Origin of the sequence: Corallococcus macrosporus DSM 14697 (genome assembly GCF_002305895.1) — a bacterium.
Classification (GTDB): Bacteria; Myxococcota; Myxococcia; order Myxococcales; family Myxococcaceae; genus Myxococcus; species Myxococcus macrosporus.
In genome coordinates this window covers 8,126,034-8,141,604 of sequence record NZ_CP022203.1, presented here as the reverse complement: position 1 = coordinate 8,141,604, position 15,571 = coordinate 8,126,034, and the positions used below count along the sequence as shown (strand labels likewise).

General features: G+C 69.2%; 15 protein-coding genes. 8 read left to right on the top strand and 7 right to left on the bottom strand.

Annotated features, from left to right (window positions below):
- The first annotated feature begins 70 nt into the window (after positions 1 to 70).
- Positions 71 to 2,668, top strand: a complete 2,598-nt coding sequence (locus tag MYMAC_RS33020) for a TonB family protein (RefSeq protein ID WP_095960945.1) — start codon at positions 71 to 73, stop codon at positions 2,666 to 2,668.
- Positions 2,665 to 3,504: a hypothetical protein gene (locus MYMAC_RS33015; RefSeq protein WP_013937517.1), complete on the top strand. Its 840-nt coding sequence runs from the start codon at positions 2,665 to 2,667 to the stop codon at positions 3,502 to 3,504. Before MYMAC_RS33020 ends, MYMAC_RS33015 begins: the two co-directional genes overlap by 4 nt.
- A 7-nt stretch (positions 3,505 to 3,511) precedes the next feature.
- Here MYMAC_RS33015 and MYMAC_RS33010 read toward each other — a convergent pair whose 3' ends face one another.
- Entirely contained in the window at positions 3,512 to 4,759 is a 1,248-nt protein-coding gene (locus MYMAC_RS33010; protein ID WP_095960944.1) for a sterol desaturase family protein, read from the bottom strand.
- 64 nt (positions 4,760 to 4,823) lie between these two features.
- On the opposite strand from MYMAC_RS33010, the gene MYMAC_RS33005 reads away from it, so the two are divergent.
- On the top strand, positions 4,824 to 5,411 hold the full coding sequence (locus MYMAC_RS33005; RefSeq protein ID WP_013937519.1) for a Crp/Fnr family transcriptional regulator: 588 nt from the start codon (positions 4,824 to 4,826) through the stop codon (positions 5,409 to 5,411).
- A gap of 80 nt (positions 5,412 to 5,491) precedes the next feature.
- Here MYMAC_RS33005 and MYMAC_RS33000 read toward each other — a convergent pair whose 3' ends face one another.
- The 5 genes from MYMAC_RS33000 to MYMAC_RS32980 form a co-directional block, all read right to left on the bottom strand.
- Complete coding sequence (locus MYMAC_RS33000) at positions 5,492 to 6,481, bottom strand: hypothetical protein (RefSeq protein WP_095960943.1); 990 nt, start codon at positions 6,479 to 6,481, stop codon at positions 5,492 to 5,494.
- A gap of 117 nt (positions 6,482 to 6,598) precedes the next feature.
- Entirely contained in the window at positions 6,599 to 7,297 is a 699-nt protein-coding gene (locus MYMAC_RS32995; RefSeq protein WP_050989155.1) for a hypothetical protein, read from the bottom strand.
- A 115-nt stretch (positions 7,298 to 7,412) separates the two neighbouring features.
- The gene (locus tag MYMAC_RS32990; protein ID WP_239989167.1) at positions 7,413 to 8,048 is read right to left on the bottom strand and encodes a hypothetical protein; all 636 of its coding nucleotides are present in this window, start codon (positions 8,046 to 8,048) and stop codon (positions 7,413 to 7,415) included.
- A gap of 134 nt (positions 8,049 to 8,182) precedes the next feature.
- Entirely contained in the window at positions 8,183 to 8,788 is a 606-nt protein-coding gene (locus tag MYMAC_RS32985) for a hypothetical protein (RefSeq protein ID WP_013937523.1), read from the bottom strand.
- Positions 8,789 to 8,836: 48 nt separating this feature from the next.
- Positions 8,837 to 9,493 carry a hypothetical protein gene (locus MYMAC_RS32980; protein ID WP_239989166.1) on the bottom strand — a complete coding sequence of 219 codons (657 nt, stop codon included), beginning with the start codon at positions 9,491 to 9,493 and terminating at the stop codon, positions 8,837 to 8,839.
- A 310-nt stretch (positions 9,494 to 9,803) separates the two neighbouring features.
- Between MYMAC_RS32980 and MYMAC_RS32975 the strand changes: the two genes are divergently transcribed.
- The 3 genes from MYMAC_RS32975 (at position 9,804) to MYMAC_RS38770 (ending at position 12,659) form a co-directional block, all read left to right on the top strand.
- Positions 9,804 to 10,667, top strand: a complete 864-nt coding sequence (locus tag MYMAC_RS32975; protein ID WP_095960940.1) for an exonuclease/endonuclease/phosphatase family protein — start codon at positions 9,804 to 9,806, stop codon at positions 10,665 to 10,667.
- 8 nt (positions 10,668 to 10,675) lie between these two features.
- Positions 10,676 to 12,388: a carboxypeptidase-like regulatory domain-containing protein gene (locus MYMAC_RS32970; protein WP_095960939.1), complete on the top strand. Its 1,713-nt coding sequence runs from the start codon at positions 10,676 to 10,678 to the stop codon at positions 12,386 to 12,388.
- Between the two features lie 100 nt (positions 12,389 to 12,488).
- A complete protein-coding gene (locus MYMAC_RS38770; RefSeq protein ID WP_157770516.1) occupies positions 12,489 to 12,659 on the top strand; it encodes a hypothetical protein in 171 nt (56 codons plus the stop codon).
- 372 nt (positions 12,660 to 13,031) lie between these two features.
- Here MYMAC_RS38770 and MYMAC_RS32965 read toward each other — a convergent pair whose 3' ends face one another.
- Positions 13,032 to 14,180 carry an IS4 family transposase gene (locus MYMAC_RS32965; RefSeq protein WP_095961673.1) on the bottom strand — a complete coding sequence of 383 codons (1,149 nt, stop codon included), beginning with the start codon at positions 14,178 to 14,180 and terminating at the stop codon, positions 13,032 to 13,034.
- Positions 14,181 to 14,835: 655 nt separating this feature from the next.
- Between MYMAC_RS32965 and MYMAC_RS32960 the strand changes: the two genes are divergently transcribed.
- Positions 14,836 to 15,162, top strand: coding sequence for a hypothetical protein (locus tag MYMAC_RS32960; RefSeq protein WP_095960938.1), 327 nt, complete (start codon positions 14,836 to 14,838; stop codon positions 15,160 to 15,162).
- Between the two features lie 66 nt (positions 15,163 to 15,228).
- Positions 15,229 to 15,495 carry a hypothetical protein gene (locus MYMAC_RS32955; protein WP_095960937.1) on the top strand — a complete coding sequence of 89 codons (267 nt, stop codon included), beginning with the start codon at positions 15,229 to 15,231 and terminating at the stop codon, positions 15,493 to 15,495.
- Positions 15,496 to 15,571 lie beyond the last annotated feature (76 nt).

The window sequence follows — 15,571 nt, the reverse complement described above, 5'->3', positions numbered from 1 at the left end:
TGGATGCAACCCGGATGCATGATGCCCGCCGTCGGGTGGGTCGCGCCGGAACCGAGAGAGGTCGTCAGCCGTGTGGATTCCGACTCTGGTGCTCTGTGTGTTGAGCGCCACGGGCGAATTGCCTGTGACTCCACCCGTTCCGTTGGAGGCGCCGGGGCCCGTGTTGCCCGCGGACGTGCCTCCGCCCGAGGTCCCCGCCACCGTCCTTCTGCGGCTCACCATCGACCGGGCGGGCGAGGTGTCCCAGGTGGAGGTGCGGCAGTCCGCTGGCGTTGCGTTTGATCGCGCCGCGATGAATGCCGCGCTGCGCTGGCGCTTCCAGCCGGCCCGGCGCGGCACGGAGGCCATCGACGTGCGGGTGGACGTGCCCGTCACCTTCGTGCCCCCGGTGCATGGTCACCACATCGAGCCGGTGGCGGATGGCGCCGAGCCTCCGGGCGCGGCAGTGGGGCACGGAGCGGGAGACGCGCGAGCCCTCGGTGGAGCCACCCAGGCCGGGGCGCAGCATCAGGGCGTCCCAGGTGGGCCGGCGCCGGCTGGCACGGAGGCGTCGGGCGCCACCGGGCAGGACGCGCAAGCGCCGCCGTCCTTCTCCACCACGGTCCGCGGCGCCGCTCATGCGCCGCCGCCGGTGGCGGTGAGCGACTTCCATATTCCGGTGGGACAGCTCGCGGACGTGCCGCGCCGCTCCGCGTCGGACCTGATGTTGCTGGCGCCCGGCGTCATGCTGGCCAACCACGGCGGCGAGGGCCACGCGGAGAGCATCTACATCCGAGGCTTCGACGCGGGCGAAGGCAAGGACGTGGAGCTGCGCCTCAACGGCGTCCCGCTCAACGAGGTGTCCCACGCGCACGGCCACGGCTACGCGGACACGTACTTCATCATCCCGGAGTTGGTGGAGTCCCTGCGCGTCACCGAGGGGCCCTATGACCCGTCCCAGGGCGACTTCGGCGTGGCGGGCACCGTGGAGTATCAGCTCGGGCTGGCGCGGCGAGGCCTCACCGCGTCCCTCGCCACGGGCAGCTTCGCCGCGCGCCGGCTGTCGCTGCTGTGGGGCCCGCCGGAGGCCAGTGACGCCACCTTCGTGGGGCTGCTGCTGCGGCAGGGGCACGGCTTCGGCCCCAACCGCTCCTATTCGAACGCGGGGGCCATGGCGCAGGTGGAGCTGCGCGTGGGCGACGAGTCGCGGCTGCGCCTGTTCGGCACCAGCTATGGCTCGCGCTTCGCCTCCGCGGGCGTGGTGCGGGAGACGGACGTCGTGGACACCCGGTTGCCGTGCGCCACGGACGCGGACTCGCAGTTCTTCTGCTCCTATGACCCCAACCAGGGCGGCGCGGGGCAGCGCCACATCCTCTCCGCCGAGCTCCAGTCACGGCTGAAGAACGGTGGGCGCTTCGTCCAGCAGGGCTACGTCATCCTGCGGCAGACGCGCATCCGCGACAACTTCACGGGCTTCCTCCAGGACACCACCCCGCCGGACGGCGAAACCCAGCGCGGTGACAACACGGAGGGCTATTACCGCGGCTCCACCGTGGGCCTGCGAGGCCGCTACACGCCGGGGCTCACGCTGCTGGGACAGCCGCAGCCCCTGGAGCTCGGCTATGTGGCCCGCTACGACGACGTGCGCACGCGCTCGCGCCGGCTGCGGGACCGCGGCGGCGTGCCCTACGCCACCGTCTTCGACAACCAGGTGCGCACCACGAACCTGGGCGCCTATGCCTCGTTGCGAGTCGCCCCCCTGTCGTGGCTCACCCTGCGCGGCGGCGTGCGCCTGGACACCTTCCTCTTCGGCGTGGATGACCACAACCGGCCCGTCGAGGACCGCGACGGCCCCCGGCTGCCCGACGAGTCGCTGGAGGCCTACGGCTTCTTCGCCAGCCCCCGCGCCTCCGCCGAGGTTCGCCTGACGCCCCGGCTCACCTGGCTCACCAGCGCGGGCCTGGGCGCGCGCTCCAGTGACGCCGCCGCGCTGTCCGACGCCGAGCTGGCGCCCTACGCCCGCGTGGCCTCGGGCGAGACGGGGCTCGGCTGGCGGATGGACGGGCCCCTGTCGCTGGAGGCGCGCGGCGCCTTCTTCGCCACGCGCGTGTCGCAGGACTTCGTCTTCGACGAGGCGGTGGGCCGCAACCAGCCCGTGGGCGCCTCGCAACGGCTGGGCGCCTTCGTCAGCGCGCGCGGGACGTTGCGGAACCGCGTGGACGTCCAGGCCTCGCTGGCCTGGGCCCGCGCCACGCTGCCGGTGCCCGGCGCCTCGGCGTGGAAGCTGTGGGACGGGGCGGTGATGCCCTACATCCCGGAGCTGCTGGGCCGGGTGGACGCGTCGCTGCGCGGCACCACCCGCGTCGCGGGCCAACTGGTGGATTGGAACGTGGCCCTGGGCCACAGCGCCATCGGCCCCCGGCCCCTGCCGCTGGACCGCTACAGCGCGCCCGTCTTCCTGTTCGACGTGGGCACGCGGGCCCGATGGAAGGCCGTGGAGCTGGGCCTGTCGGTGGAGAACCTGCTCGACACGCGCTGGCGCGAGTCGGAGTTCAACTTCGTCTCCAACTTCCGCGGCCCGGACGCGCCGCCATCGCTGATGGCCACGCGTCACTTCACCGCGGGCGCGCCCCGCACCTTCATGGGCACGCTGACCCTGCACCTGGACCTCCAGGAGGACTCGCCATGACGTCCCCGTTGCGTACCACCCGTCGCGCCTTCAGTCTGATGCTGGGCACCGCGCTCGTGGGAGGCGCGTCCGCCTGTGGCCTCTCCGGCACGGGAGGCCGCAGCGTCACCTTCCGCATGGGCCTGCGCACCGCGAGGGCGCCGGGGGAGGACGCGCTCGGCGAGTTCACCACCGACACCGGCTGGCGCGTCCGCCTGTCGTCCGGGCTGATGGTGCTGGGGCCCATCTACATCTTCGAGAACGCCTCGCCGCTGGAGCCCACCGCCTCGGCGCCGCGCGTCCTGCGGCGGCTGGGACAGTGGCTGCTGCCCAGCGCGCACGCCCACGACGGGCACTTCTTCTCCGGCGGCACGGTGCTGGGAGAGTGGGACCGCGAGGTGGTGTTCGACCTGCTGGCGGAGGCGGGCGAGGTGCGGGAGCTGGGGCGCTCGCCGGGCATCGCCGGACTGGCGCGCTCCTTCTCGCTGCTGCTCCAGCCGCCGTCCCGGGCCCTGGGCGCGGAGGGCGCGGTGCTGGGCGGCCGGTCCATGATTCTGGAGGGGACCGCGTCCCGGGAGGAGGCGCAGGTCCCGTTCCGCGTGGCCCTGGACTTCCCGCCGCCCGTGGAGCTGCAACGCGTGGACTTCGTGCCCATCGCGGTGGAGCTCGACGAGGGCGGCCGCTTCATCGTGGAGGTGCAGCCGCACCGCTGGTTCGAGGGCGCGCACTTCGACCGCGTGACGGTGCCCGCCAGCGGCGAGCCGGCGGAGCTGACGCCCGAGACACAGGTGTACCGGGCGCTGACGCTCAACGTGCGCCGCTACACGGCCTTCGCGGGGACGTGGGAGCCCGCCTGACGCGAACTCAGCGGGTGCCCTGCGGCATGGGCGTGGCGGTGTGCGCCGCGGTGCGCACCACCAGCAGCCAGACGAGCGACGCGAGCAACCACCCCGCGCACAGCGCGCTCCAGCTCTGGGGCGCTGGCGACCGCAGCAGCCACCACGTCACCGCCACACCCATGGCGAGCACCCGCCCCAGCTCCAGCGGCAGACTCCAGCGCCGCGACTCCAGCATCCCGCTCCACGCGGTGGCCATGGCCCAGAAGAGCAGGCTGAGCACCAGCTTCTGCCAGCCGGACAGCGGCGAGGCATGGTGGCTCACCAGCAGCATGAAGGGCATGGCCGCCAGCAGTTGGAACACGAGGTAGGCCCGGGTGCCGGGCAGCTCGGTGGATTGGAACTTCAGCTCCACGCCGTCCTTCTGCCAGCCCACGGAGGGACGCGGAGGCAGGTCCGCGGGCCGCCAGCCGGTGGGCATCACCCAGATGCGCAGCCGGTCCCAATGGCTCTTGGTGGCCAGCGCGTCGCCGACGAGCTTCGCCCACGCCTGGAAGTTGATGACCGTGGGGTCCCAGGTGTTGGGCGGGGAGGTGAGGCCGTAGGAGCACGCCTCCTTCTCCTCCTCGAAGGTGCCGAAGAGCTTGTCCCAGATGATGAGGAAGCCCGCGTAGTTCTTGTCGATGTAGACGTCATTGCGCGCGTGGTGGACGCGGTGGTGTGACGGCGTGTTGAGCCAGGACTCAATCCACCGGGGCAGCTTGGGGATGACGCGCGTGTGGGGGATGAACTGGAGCACCAGGTGGAAGGCCACCATGGCCAGCACGGCCTCGGGCGGGAAGCCCACCAGCACCAGCGGCCAGTAGAAGAGGAACGAGAAGAGGCGCTGCGTCACGCTGGCGCGCAGGGCCACCGCGTAGTTGAGCTCCTCGGTGGAGTGGTGCGGCGAATGCGCGGCCCAGCCGATGTTGGTGCGGTGGCCGAAGCGATGGAACCAGTAGAAGAGGAAGTCCACGCCCAGGAAGAGCGCCACCAGCTCCAGCGGCGAGGACGCGCCGAGCCGCCAGGGCGCGAGTTGCCCGAGCTGGATGAAGAGCGGGAGCACCAGCAGCGCCACCGCCACGTTGACGCACTGGTTGAGCACCGCGGTGCCCATGCTCGCGATGGAGTCCTGGAAGGCGTAGTACCCGTTGCGCCGGATGACGCAGTAGGCGAACTCCCCCAGCGCCAGGACGATGACGAAGGGCGTCGCGATGGCATAGACGTTGATGCTCATGCCGCCGGTGTATGGCGCCAGCGGGGAGGCCGCCTTAACCTGGGTTAACCCCAGGCGCCTCCGAGTGAGATACCCCCAGCTCTTCGAGCACATCACCGCGCTGACCCCGCTCCCCGCCAGTGAATGGCTGAAGGCGGAGGCGCTGACGCGCGAGCAGTCGCTGGAGAAGCGGGCGCTCTTCCTGCGGCCCGGCGACCCGGCGGACCGCTTCGCGCTGGTGCTCCAGGGCGTCTTCCGTGCGGTGCGCGTGTCCCCGAAGGGGGAGGAGTCCATCAAGGCCTTCCGCGCCGAGGGCGAGCTGATTGGCGCCTACGCGGAGATGTTGCAGGGCCTGCCGTCCATGACGGCCATCGAGGCGTTGGAGCCCAGCCAGGTGCTGGTGTTCCTGGCGCGGGACCTGCGGGCGTTGGAGGCCGGACATTCCTGCTGGGCCCAGCTCGCCCGCCGGGTGGCGGAGCAGCACTACATCCTGAAGGAGCGCCGCGAGCAGGAGTTCCTGGACCTGTCCGCGGAGGAGCGCCTGGAGCGCTTCTGGCAGGGGCATGCCCACCTGCAGGGCCGTGTCCCTCAGCGGGACGTGGCGGCCTACCTGGGCATCACCGAGGTGGCGTTGAGCCGCATCGTGTCACGCCGCCGCAAGCGGGTGGAGTGAGCGCGGCGGGCGGGGCCATGGTTTCATCGAACCTCGCCCCGCCATGTCCCTCCTCCCGACTCCCGTCTCCGGGCCCTGCCTCAGTAGCGTTCGAAGACGAAGGTGAACGTCTCCAGCGCCGTCGGGCCGAAGGTGAGCCGGAGGAAGCGGTCGCCACCGGGTGCGGTGAACTTCAGCGTGTGGGAGATGGCGTCCAGGCACACGGGGCGGGCGGGCTCCAGCGTGGAGGCGACGGCGTCCTCGCCCTCCGTCGTGTCGTGCACCGTCACCGGGACGGGGTGGTTGAGGTACAGGACGACGGGCTCATCCCGGCTCTCACCCGACACGACCTCCGTGTAGCCCAGGAAGGACGCGCCGCTGGCGGGGAGCGTCAGCGCGTAGAACTCGTGGGAGGCGTCCGTCGCGGGGTAGATGGTGGGGGAGGCACTCGCGGTGACGGGCACCGGGCTCTCCAGCAGCGCGTGGGCGCAGGCGTGCTCGGTGGCGCCGTCTCGCCGGCCGGTGGTGAAGTCCAGCCGCCCATCACCGAGCCCGGCGTGGGAGGTGTCCACCGGGTGGCCCTCCGCGCTCCTCAGCCCGCTGAGCTCCAGGGTGTACGCCGTCTCCTCCTCGAGCGGGGGCAGGTCGGACTCGGGCCGAGGGATGTCGACCAGCAGCATCAGGCCGTACTCGAGCCAGGTGCCCGTCAGGGTGCGTGGGGGGTTGGTCGGAGTCGTCCGGTCGATGAGCGTGACCTCCGCCGCCGTGGTGTCCATGGGCGTATCGAAGATGAGCGTGACGCGCTTGCGCACGCCGGTGGTCGTCGCCTCCGTCTTGAACAGCTCCACGGGCAGCACGTTCGTCTCTCCTTCCGACGGCGTGGAGTTGATGACCGCGGGTCCCTGGACGGCCCCCCCATCCGGTTCGGTGCCGGCGTCCTGCTCGGTGCCAGCGTCCTGCCCGGTCCCCGCGTCAGGGCGGGTGCCCGCGTCCGGCCGCGGCGCCGGGGGGACGGGGTCTTTGTTGTCACAGCCCGCCAGGGCCAGCAGGGCGCAGGTGGCGAGCAGGGGGAGGGTGGCGGCGGTTCGCATCGGAGGGCCTTGGTGGGGTGTGCGGGGAGAAAGGCCGGAGCGCCCCCCGAGGTGAGCGGGGCGCCCCGGTGGAGGGGCTGCGGTGAGGCCCATGGCACCCGAAGGGTGACGGGCTGGCTAGCAGTTGAAGATGGCGGGGTTGGTGTCGTCGCAGTCGAAGCGCTGGGTGACGTAGCCAGCGGGCGCCTCACACGCGAAGCGGTAGAGCGGGCTGCTGGCGCCGTAGCCATCTCCGTCCGCGTCCCGGTAGTAGCGGCCGCGGTTGTCATACAGGTACTCGGGCACCACGCCGACCGAGGTGGTGGCGGGGGACGTGGCGATGTTCAGCTCGTACGTGTGGCCGACCTGGAGGTCGAACACCCGCGCGTGGTGCAGGGCGCAGGTGCCCTCGGTGATGCCGTCGGTGCTGACCAGCGCCGTCAGCGTGACGTTGGGCGTGACGCTCGTGTCCACCGCGGTGATGGTGACGTTCTGCGTGGTGTAGAACGCGACGGACTCCACGGCGGAGGTCGTGGACGTCCGGGCCACCGGGATGTACGTCACCGTGCCCGTGCCGCTGCCGGACAGCGCCACGGTGTAGTGCTTGTGCTGGGTGCTGATGTTGGGGGCGCCGCTGGTGCCATTCACGTTCACGTTGTCGCCCGGATTGGACGCGTGGGCGCACGCATGCGTCGTCATGGCCGTGTTGTCCACGCTGGTGCAGGTGGCCTCCAGGGGCTGCTCCTGCTCCGACGTGAGGTCCGGTGCTGCTTCGTCCATGGGGCCGCAAGCCGCCAGCGACAGGCCGAGGAGGGCACTGCAAAGAGTCCGCTTCATGATGAGGCTTCCTTTCGTGAGCCGGGCTCGAACCCGCGAGCACCGGCAGTCGCCAGTCATGACGTAAACGCAACTTAGTTGCAATAACGTGGAAGGTCGGCCCGTCCTGGAGGCGTTACTCGACGTGCTCGATGACCATGTTGAGCTCGGGCAGGGACGTGGGGCCGAGCTGGAGGGTGTACTGGACGCGGTCCGTCAGCTCGTAGCCGACCATGTGCTTCAGCGCGTCGCAGGAGCCGCCGGTGGCCTGGGCGCCGGCCTGCGGCACGGTGGTGCTGACCGCCGTCTCGGTGAGGGTGACGGGCACGTCCGGGCTGCTCAGGTAGACGACGAAGTTCCCGGTGGTGAAGGCCTTGTAGCTGAAGGTCCCCACGTACTGGCCGTTCTCCGGGAGGAGCTTCACCGTGTAGTAGGTGTGGAAGTCGTCCACGCGCGGGTGGCGGGCCGCGGTGGCGTTGACGGTGACGAAGGGGCCGTTCGTCACGTGCCAGCAGGCGTGCTCTCCGTTGTCGCCGAAGTCGAAGCCTTCGCTGGGGACGTAGTCCGGGTCCGGCACGCAGGCCAGGCCATCCTCGGCGGCCAGGTAGCCCTTGTTGCAGTGGCACCAGTCCCCGGTGGGCTCCCGGTGGATGTGGCCGTTGGGCTCGCAGGGGTCGCCCTGTTCGACGGGCTTGGGGTCTTCGTCACCGCCACAGGCGGCGGCCGCCGCGGCACACGCGGCCAGGAGGAGGACTCGGAGGGTCGGGCGCATGAGGTGCTTCATATATGTCTCCTGGATTCAAATGCAACTCAAGTGCATTTGATGTTCAGGTGTGCATGGACGAAGGCCCACGGCGGGAGGAGGAAGCTCCCGCCGTGGGCCTGGAAAGCGCGTCGCCCGTCAGGTCAGTGGTGGTGACCGGCCTCCTCGATGATGAGGGTGAAGGCGGCGTTGGAGGGGAGGATGGAGCGGAACTCCAGGTAGTACTCGGTGTCGGCCTCCAGGTCCGCGATGTAGGCCGTCTTCAGGCTGCCGCAGACCTCGGTGGGGACGGTGTAGCGGCACTCGCGCGCCACCTCGGTGCCGGTGGCGGCCTCGAAGATGCGCAGGCCGCGCTGACGCGACAGGATGAAGGCGAACTCACCCGACTCGTCCGGGAGGAACGAGACGCGGCCGGCGTAGTTGAACGGCGAGCGCTTCGGCAGGCTGACCTGGTAGGCGGTGTGGGCCTGGCTGACGTCCACCAGGACGGGCGTGCCCAGGGCGGCGGCGGTGACGGGCTCGAAGGGGCCGTATTCGGCGTGGTAGCAGGCGTGCTCCACGACGTGCTCCAGCTCCTCGGGCTCCTCGCAGGCGGGGAGGGCGTTGAACAGGGCCTCCTCGCTGCTCTCCAGCGCGGCGGCCTCCGGCGTGACGGGGGCCTCCTCCTCGACGGGGGTGCCGCAGCCGGCGAGCAGGGCGGCCACGCTGGCGGCGAGCAGGGACTGCTTGAAGGGGATTTCCAGCTTCATGGTTGGGTGCTCCTTGGAGAGGTACTGCGGGGTGACAGGGGTGTGGCGTCACGGGGTGGCGGGGCGCAGGACGAGCCACGCGGCGACGACCTCGCCCGAGGCCCGGCGCTCGGGCGGAAGCTGCATGTGCGTGGTGCCCTCGCCGAGCTGGAGGTCGGCGGTGCGGCGGAAGGACTCCTGGAACGAGTCGCCGTCCGGGAAGGTGACGCGCGCGACGCAGCCCGCCGCGAAGCAGCGCGGTGGCTCGGCCTGGACGGGCAGCACGTCGGCCTCCACCTGGGCATGCCACTGCGCCAGCGCGGCCCGGGCCTGCTCCGTCCAGGGGGCGTGGCTCTCGCCCGAGGCCGTCAGCTCCGCCAGCACCGCGTCCCGGCGGTCATCAGGCGCGGTGTACGTGCCGCGCAGGGCCGTCACCAATCGCAGGCGCTGGGCGGGAGGCGTGCGCCGGGAGCGCGCGGGCCGCTCCGCGTCGGGTCCCGAGGTGAGGGCCACGCCGGGACGGACCTCCGGCTGCGCCTGGAGGGCCGGCTTGGAGGGTCGGGGCGTGACAGGGATTGGCCGAGGCGTCAGGGCCTGGACGTGTGGCTCGGGCGGCGCGGCTTCCTCGGCCCGGGGTGGAAGCTCCACCGGCCGGTGAAGCCAGGACGCCAGGGCGCAGGCCAGCGCCAATCCCATGAATCCCATGCTCCAGATGAGTCGGCTCACGATGACGCGTCCTCCTTCGCGACAGGACAAAGCTCCGCCGTCCCCGCCAGGTCCCCATTCCAGGAACGCCCGCGATAATCTGCCATCCTGATTCATATGTAATCAAGTTGCATTTGTGGGGTGGAAGGAGCGCGTTCGCCGGGTGGGCGGGCGCGAGCGTCAGGGTGTGGGTCCTGCAAGACCTCTATTTCTCGCGTTTCAGGAAAGTGGGTTGCCGGGCATGAACCTCATCCACTAGGACCGTTGCGCGCGCCGGATTCGCGCGTGCGGCCGCTCTCCAGGGCCGCTCCTCTCACGCCGAGGTCACTCCATGGGATTGCCGTCCTTCTTGCTGCGCGTGGTGGTGCTGGTCGTCCTGGCGGTTCCCACGCTGGCCCAGGCGGGCTCGTACCTGCGCGTGGTGAGCTGGAACCTGCGTCACGAGGGGTGGACCGCGGAGCGGACGTATCGCGAGGATGCGGAGCAGCTCTGGCGGCAGTACGGCGCGAACAGCAACTCCAACAACGGCTGTGACCTGGTGTTCTTGCAGGAGGTGATGAACACCAGCGTGGTTCCGGCCATCGTGGCGGAGCTCAACGCGGTGTCCGGCGTGAGGTGGCGTTACGCGCAGACGCCGCTCATCGGGCGCTCGTCGTACAAGGAAATCTACGCGGTGTTGTACCGGGAGGACACCGTGTCACTGCTGTCATCCAGCGTGTATGCCGACACGGGGGACAAGTTCGAGCGCGAGCCGCAAATCGTCCGCGTGCGTCACACGCCCACGGGGGCGGACTACACGTTCATCAACTGGCACACCGTCTGGGGCAACCTGTCCGACCGCGACGCCGAGGTGAAGCAGTTCGGCGCGGTGTTCAAGTCGGTGCAGGACGCCAGCAGCACCGACCAGGACGTCATCCTGGTGGGGGACCACAACATGGCGTGCACGTCGGCGTCGTGGGCGAACCTGGTGGCGCTGTCTCCGAAGGTGGAATGCAAGCTGAACGTGGCCACCACCATCAACCTCAGTGGGGGGTACGTGAATGCCTATGACCACTTCTGGATGCAGCCCGCCTACGTGACGGAGTTCTCCGCGGCGGGGCGCGACTACATCGCGAACACGCGGGACTTCGTCACCCGCCTGTCGGACCACGCGCCCATCTACCTGACGCTGTATTCCAACAGCGATACGGATTGAGGGAGGCCTTGAGACATCGCGCCTGGGGTGGGGGAGCGGCCGCGCTGGTAGTGGCGGCGCTCGCGCTGTGGTGGCTGTGGCCGGAGGACGCCGCCGCGCCCGACGCGCCGCCCCGCGCGCCCGCTGAACGCGTGGAAGCCCCGCCTCCCGTGAGCCTGCCGCCGCGCATGGCGCCGGCGCCCGTGCGCGCGGAGGGGCTCCGGCTGCGCGTGGTGCTGCGAGGGGACGTGCCCTTCGAGGGCGAGGCCCGTGTTGGCGTGACGTCCATCTCCGACGCGGACCGACACATGTGGGAGGTGTCGAAGCGCGAGGGGCGCTCGGGCGCCGGGCCCGAGAAGCTGGAGGACCTGGCCAACGTGTCGGAGTGGCGGCCCGTGGAGGTGACGCCGTCCGTGACGGGAGGGACGTTGGGGCCGGTGCCCGTGCCCGTGGCGCCGCTCTACCGGGTGGTGGCCTGGGCGCCGGATGGAACGTTCTGGCTGGGAGACGTGGTGCCCGAATCGGAGGACTTCACGGGTGTCGTGGAGGCCGTCCTGTCCGCGCGCGCGCCCACGGGCGTGCGAGTGCGGCTCATGGGGGGCCGGCCCGAGCATGGCCCGTTCTCGCTTCGTGTGGTGCGCGGCGTAGCTCAAGACGTGCGTGACGCTGAGCGCGCGAGCGAGTTGCTGCCCGTCGTTCGGCATGTCGCGCCGGACCTCGCGTCAGCGCTCTCGGATGAAGCGGTGCTTCCGCTCCCCGTGGGCGAGCCGCTGGAGCTGCTGCCGCTGCCCCCTGATTCCGCGGTGTTGTTGCAGCTTCAGAGCACGGCGGGGCGGGTCAGCAAGAGGGTGGAGGTGCCTCTGCGCGAGGGGCGTGTGGAGCCGGTGGTGTTGGACGTGGACGAGCTGTTCCCGGAGGGGGTGGGGCAGACGGTGACGCTGCGGGGGAAGGTGGAGTTGGAGGGAACGTTCATTCCGCCGGAAGGCGCGCGGCTCCTGGGGCCGGGGGACGTGGAGGTGCCGCTCGCAACGGATGGGCGCTTCGTCGTGTCGGGGCTGCCGTCGTGGGAGCCCTCCCATTTCCGTGTCGAAGTGGCGTCGCCGCTTTCCCGGCGTCCGGTGGCCGCGACGGAACAGTCCTTCCAGTTCATGCCCAAGCCCGGCGTGCGGGACGCCGAGGTGACGTGGCGCGTGCCGGCCTACCGGTGGCTCGTGCTGCGCATGGATGGCGCCATGCGGGCGCAGATGGAGGCGCGGACGCAGAAGCCCTATCCCGTTTACGTCCTCCAGCGGTGGGGGGAGGGGGCTCGTTGGGAACTGGCCTCCGCCGGAGCGTTCATCCCGGAGGAGGATGGCATGGCTGTGTCCATCCTGGAGCCGGGGCGTTACCGCGTGCTGGTGTCCTTCTCCGTTCACGAGGTCTACGCCAGCACCGCCGCGGACGTGGGCGAGGGCAACGCGGACGGCATCGTCACCTTCCAGGTGGATGTGGAGGGGAGCGACTGCGAGGTGCTCGTCACGGCCGGGCGCAAGCCGGTGTTCGGCGCGCGAGTCACGGCGTCGAGCGACGTGAGCTCACTGCCTCCCGCCTGGGGACTGACGGATGCGGAGGGACGTTGGCGGCTGGGACGCGTGAGGCCCTTCGGCTTGCACCTGGAAGTGGAGGCAGAGGGGTACGCGCCATGGACAGGCGAGGTCTCCGAGGCCTGCGGGCGTGGAGGTGAAGTGCGCGTGCAGCTTTAGGCGTCAGGAGGGCTGTTGCTCGCGGCGATGGCCATGAACAGTGTCTGGGGCCCGTGTGTCAGGCCGCGTTGGCGATGATGGCTAGGGGAAAGGAGTTCAAATTGGAAGAGGGGCGTTTAAGTCTCAGCGCGAATTGATCGATACGCTCGTTCATGAAGAGCTGCATCATCGATGGTTTGTGCGAGGTGTATATGGGCATCACAAGAATCCAGTGCTCGACCAGAAGTTTCCCAATGTCGTGAATAGTTATATGCGTATGCGAGGGCTTTGACGTGGTGCGCGAATCGGTTGAGACGTCCAGCCAGTGCCATCGCTGCCGGTCTCCAGGGCGCGTTGTCTATGTTGCTAGAGGGACGCGTGAGGGCGTTCGCTTCTCAACTTCATTCGAGTGTGACTTCTGCGGGGATGCATTCGAAGCCGATGAGAAGGGCATCCCTGATGATGTGAGACCCCTGTTTTACAAGGAGTATGGAGAATGGAGGCTAGTGATTGTTGGGTTGGGGCCAAACAGGGTCGAAGCAATGCGCGCTATGCGTGATCGACTCGGCCTGAGTCTTGCGGAGGTAGGAGACTTGCTGCGTAGAATTCCTGCCGAGGCGGCACAAGGAACAAGAGTGGAGGCTGAGCCGTCCCCTCATTCGAATCAAATGAAGCCGAATGCCTCGCGGAAGACGGCCTGCTCGCGGATGAGCTCGGCGAATTTCTCCATGAGGGGGCGGAGCCACTCCTCTCGCATGTTGGCGAGGGCGCCGTAGTAGATGATGCCTTGCCGAAAGAGAGAGTACTCGCGCGTCTTACGGGTGTCGGCGCGGAACTTCCTGTCGAGCCCCGTCGCTTCGCCCGCAGCGCCGAGCAGCGTCAGCAGCGCCATGGCGAAGGCGGACAGCAGCAACAGTCTGTCGCGGCGCTCGCAGGTGCCGATAGCGATGGCGGACAGGCCCATGCCGAAGCGCAAGTCCTTGATGTCCCGGTGCGTCTCCTCGCAGGTGAAGCGACGTCCGTAGGCCTTCACCAACTCGGTGGCAGTGGCTTCCTTGCTGCTGGCCGCCAGAAACCAGGCCTCTTTCATTCCCTTCTGGTGCACGCAGACGACGGCACCCACGCCGAAACGGGCCTGGGTGACGCGCGCTCCGCGCAGCAACTTCGGACGGCCCGTCGGGGGCACCCACTCCTTCGCCTTGTGCACCTCCCCTCCGGCACTTTCGACGTGCACGACGCCACGAAAGCGAATGACGTAGCCGAAGCTGAGTCTGTCCAGCAATTCATACAGGGCGACGTCTCCGAATCCTCGGTCCGCGAGCACCGTCACCTCCACGTCGGAGGGCAGCACCTGGTGCAATCGCTCCAGCAACGCGTCCTCATGGGCATTGCGCTGCCCGGCCAACTCGCTCTTGGGCACCGTCTTCCACAGCAACGGCGTGGCGCGGCCGTGGCGGGTGACAAGCTGGATGGCGACCGTGGTGTGGTCGTCCGACTCGAAGTCCGTCCAGTCAATGGTGACTGTCACCGCTTTGCGCTCGGCCACCACGAAGGGCACCCACTGCGCGAACAGTCGCCACACGTCGACGCCAGAGTTGGACAGCAGTCGGTCCACCTGCTTGATGGCGTGCTTGCCTTCCAACCCCCGCGCCTGGGAGAGCGCCAGTCCGATGGCCCTCACCGAGAGGCTGGCGGCGTGCACGGCGCCCAAGGTGGCATTGGACAGCGACAGCACACGCTTAGCATGGGTGTCCGGGCCGACGGCTTCCTCAATGAACCGATGCACCTCGGCGTGCGTTATGGATTTCGACATGCTCCGCACGATGCAGGACAACCTCTGGCGCCGAAAAGCGCGCGCCTCACTGCCGCTTCCCGCGCTGCTCCGGCACCAGCCAACCGCTGGGGACGGCCCTTGACGCTCGGCTCAAATGAGGGGACGACTCAGGAGTGGAGGTTGATGCTCTTGGGGATGCCCTTGCGCCTACAGGTGTGCTCGTAGAGGTCGCACGCTGCTGACTGTTGCCGCTCACGCTATTTTGAGGGAGGTCGTGTCCCTATAAGTGTGTAGATGGGTCGTGTCCCTATAAGTGTGTAGATGGTGATGAGGGACGAGCGGGAAAGAGGGAAGCTCCTCGGTGAAACCAACCGAGACGGTCTCCCCCTGGCAGGGGAGCCGAGGAGTTCCTGGCAGCGACGGGCGGCGCGTATGCGAGCCGGAGCTTCGGGTATGACAGTCGAGGAAACCGCACCAGCATGTCCGCGGATGGTACAGCCTATGCGTTTGAAGTGGCGTCGGCGCCAACGGTGGACCGACTGGCGGAGTGGGGGGCGACATCGCCTGGGAACCTTCTGCGGTATGCGCTGGCTTATGACGCGGACGGGCGGGTGACCTCTCAACAGTGGGCGCCCGGGGGCAAGGGCTTGTCCGGATATTGGTTAGCCGAATTGGGGGAGCGGCCGCGCTGGTATTGGCGGCGCTCGCGCTGTGGTGGCTGTGGCCGGAGGACGCCGCCATGCCCGACGCGCCGCCCCGCGCGCCCGCTGAACGCGTGGAAGCCCCGCCTCCCGTGAGCCCGCCGCCGCCCATGGCGCCGGAGCCCGTGCGCGCGGAGGGGCTCCGGCTGCGCGTGGTGCTGCGAGGGGACGTGCCCTTCCAGGGCGAGGCCCGCGTGGGTGTGACGTCCATCTCCGACGCGGACCTGCACATGTGGGAAGTATCGAAGCGCGAGGGGCGCACGGGCGCCGGGCCTGAGAAGCTGGAGGACCTGGCCAAATGGGGGCTCACAGAGCGCTAGCTTGAACTCGGTCGGAAGCCAAAGCTTGTTCTCGCGAGCAGGTGATAGCCTCGGAGCCTGGTTGCCATGACAATGAAGCTTGAGGTTCTCAGGGAGAAGGCGCGCGTTGCTACGCGAGAGGCCCTGATGCGGTGCCCCGCGATTCAGGAACACCACCGCGAGAACCTGACCATTGGGGTTCAGTTCTCTGGCGCCGACCGGCTCTTCGAGCTCTATCTTCCAGGTGAGCGTCCAGAAGATGCGATCGTCTTCGCGAGGGTGGCGGTGAGCAGTGTGACCGGCGAGGTCGGACCCGTGGACGTGTTTCCGGAGCGATGGTCTGCTTCCAAGTAATGAATCACTCGAACCGAGGCCGTTAAGCTGGCTGCAAGTTCAACCTGAATCGCAGAACGGCCCCAACCAGGCACTA

Excerpts from the sequence above, each read along its gene's own strand:
- MYMAC_RS32995 (WP_050989155.1), bottom strand. The coding sequence starts at position 7,297 with ATGAAGCGGACTCTTTGCAGTGCCCTCCTCGGCCTGTCGCTGGCGGCT.
- MYMAC_RS32965 (WP_095961673.1), bottom strand. The coding sequence starts at position 14,180 with ATGTCGAAATCCATAACGCACGCCGAGGTGCATCGGTTCATTGAGGAA.
- MYMAC_RS33000 (WP_095960943.1), bottom strand. The coding sequence starts at position 6,481 with ATGCGAACCGCCGCCACCCTCCCCCTGCTCGCCACCTGCGCCCTGCTG.
- MYMAC_RS32975 (WP_095960940.1), top strand. The coding sequence starts at position 9,804 with ATGGGATTGCCGTCCTTCTTGCTGCGCGTGGTGGTGCTGGTCGTCCTG.
- MYMAC_RS33010 (WP_095960944.1), bottom strand. The coding sequence starts at position 4,759 with ATGAGCATCAACGTCTATGCCATCGCGACGCCCTTCGTCATCGTCCTG.
- MYMAC_RS32990 (WP_239989167.1), bottom strand. The coding sequence starts at position 8,048 with ATGCGCCCGACCCTCCGAGTCCTCCTCCTGGCCGCGTGTGCCGCGGCG.
- MYMAC_RS32985 (WP_013937523.1), bottom strand. The coding sequence starts at position 8,788 with ATGAAGCTGGAAATCCCCTTCAAGCAGTCCCTGCTCGCCGCCAGCGTG.
- MYMAC_RS32955 (WP_095960937.1), top strand. The coding sequence starts at position 15,229 with ATGACAATGAAGCTTGAGGTTCTCAGGGAGAAGGCGCGCGTTGCTACG.
- MYMAC_RS33015 (WP_013937517.1), top strand. The coding sequence starts at position 2,665 with ATGACGTCCCCGTTGCGTACCACCCGTCGCGCCTTCAGTCTGATGCTG.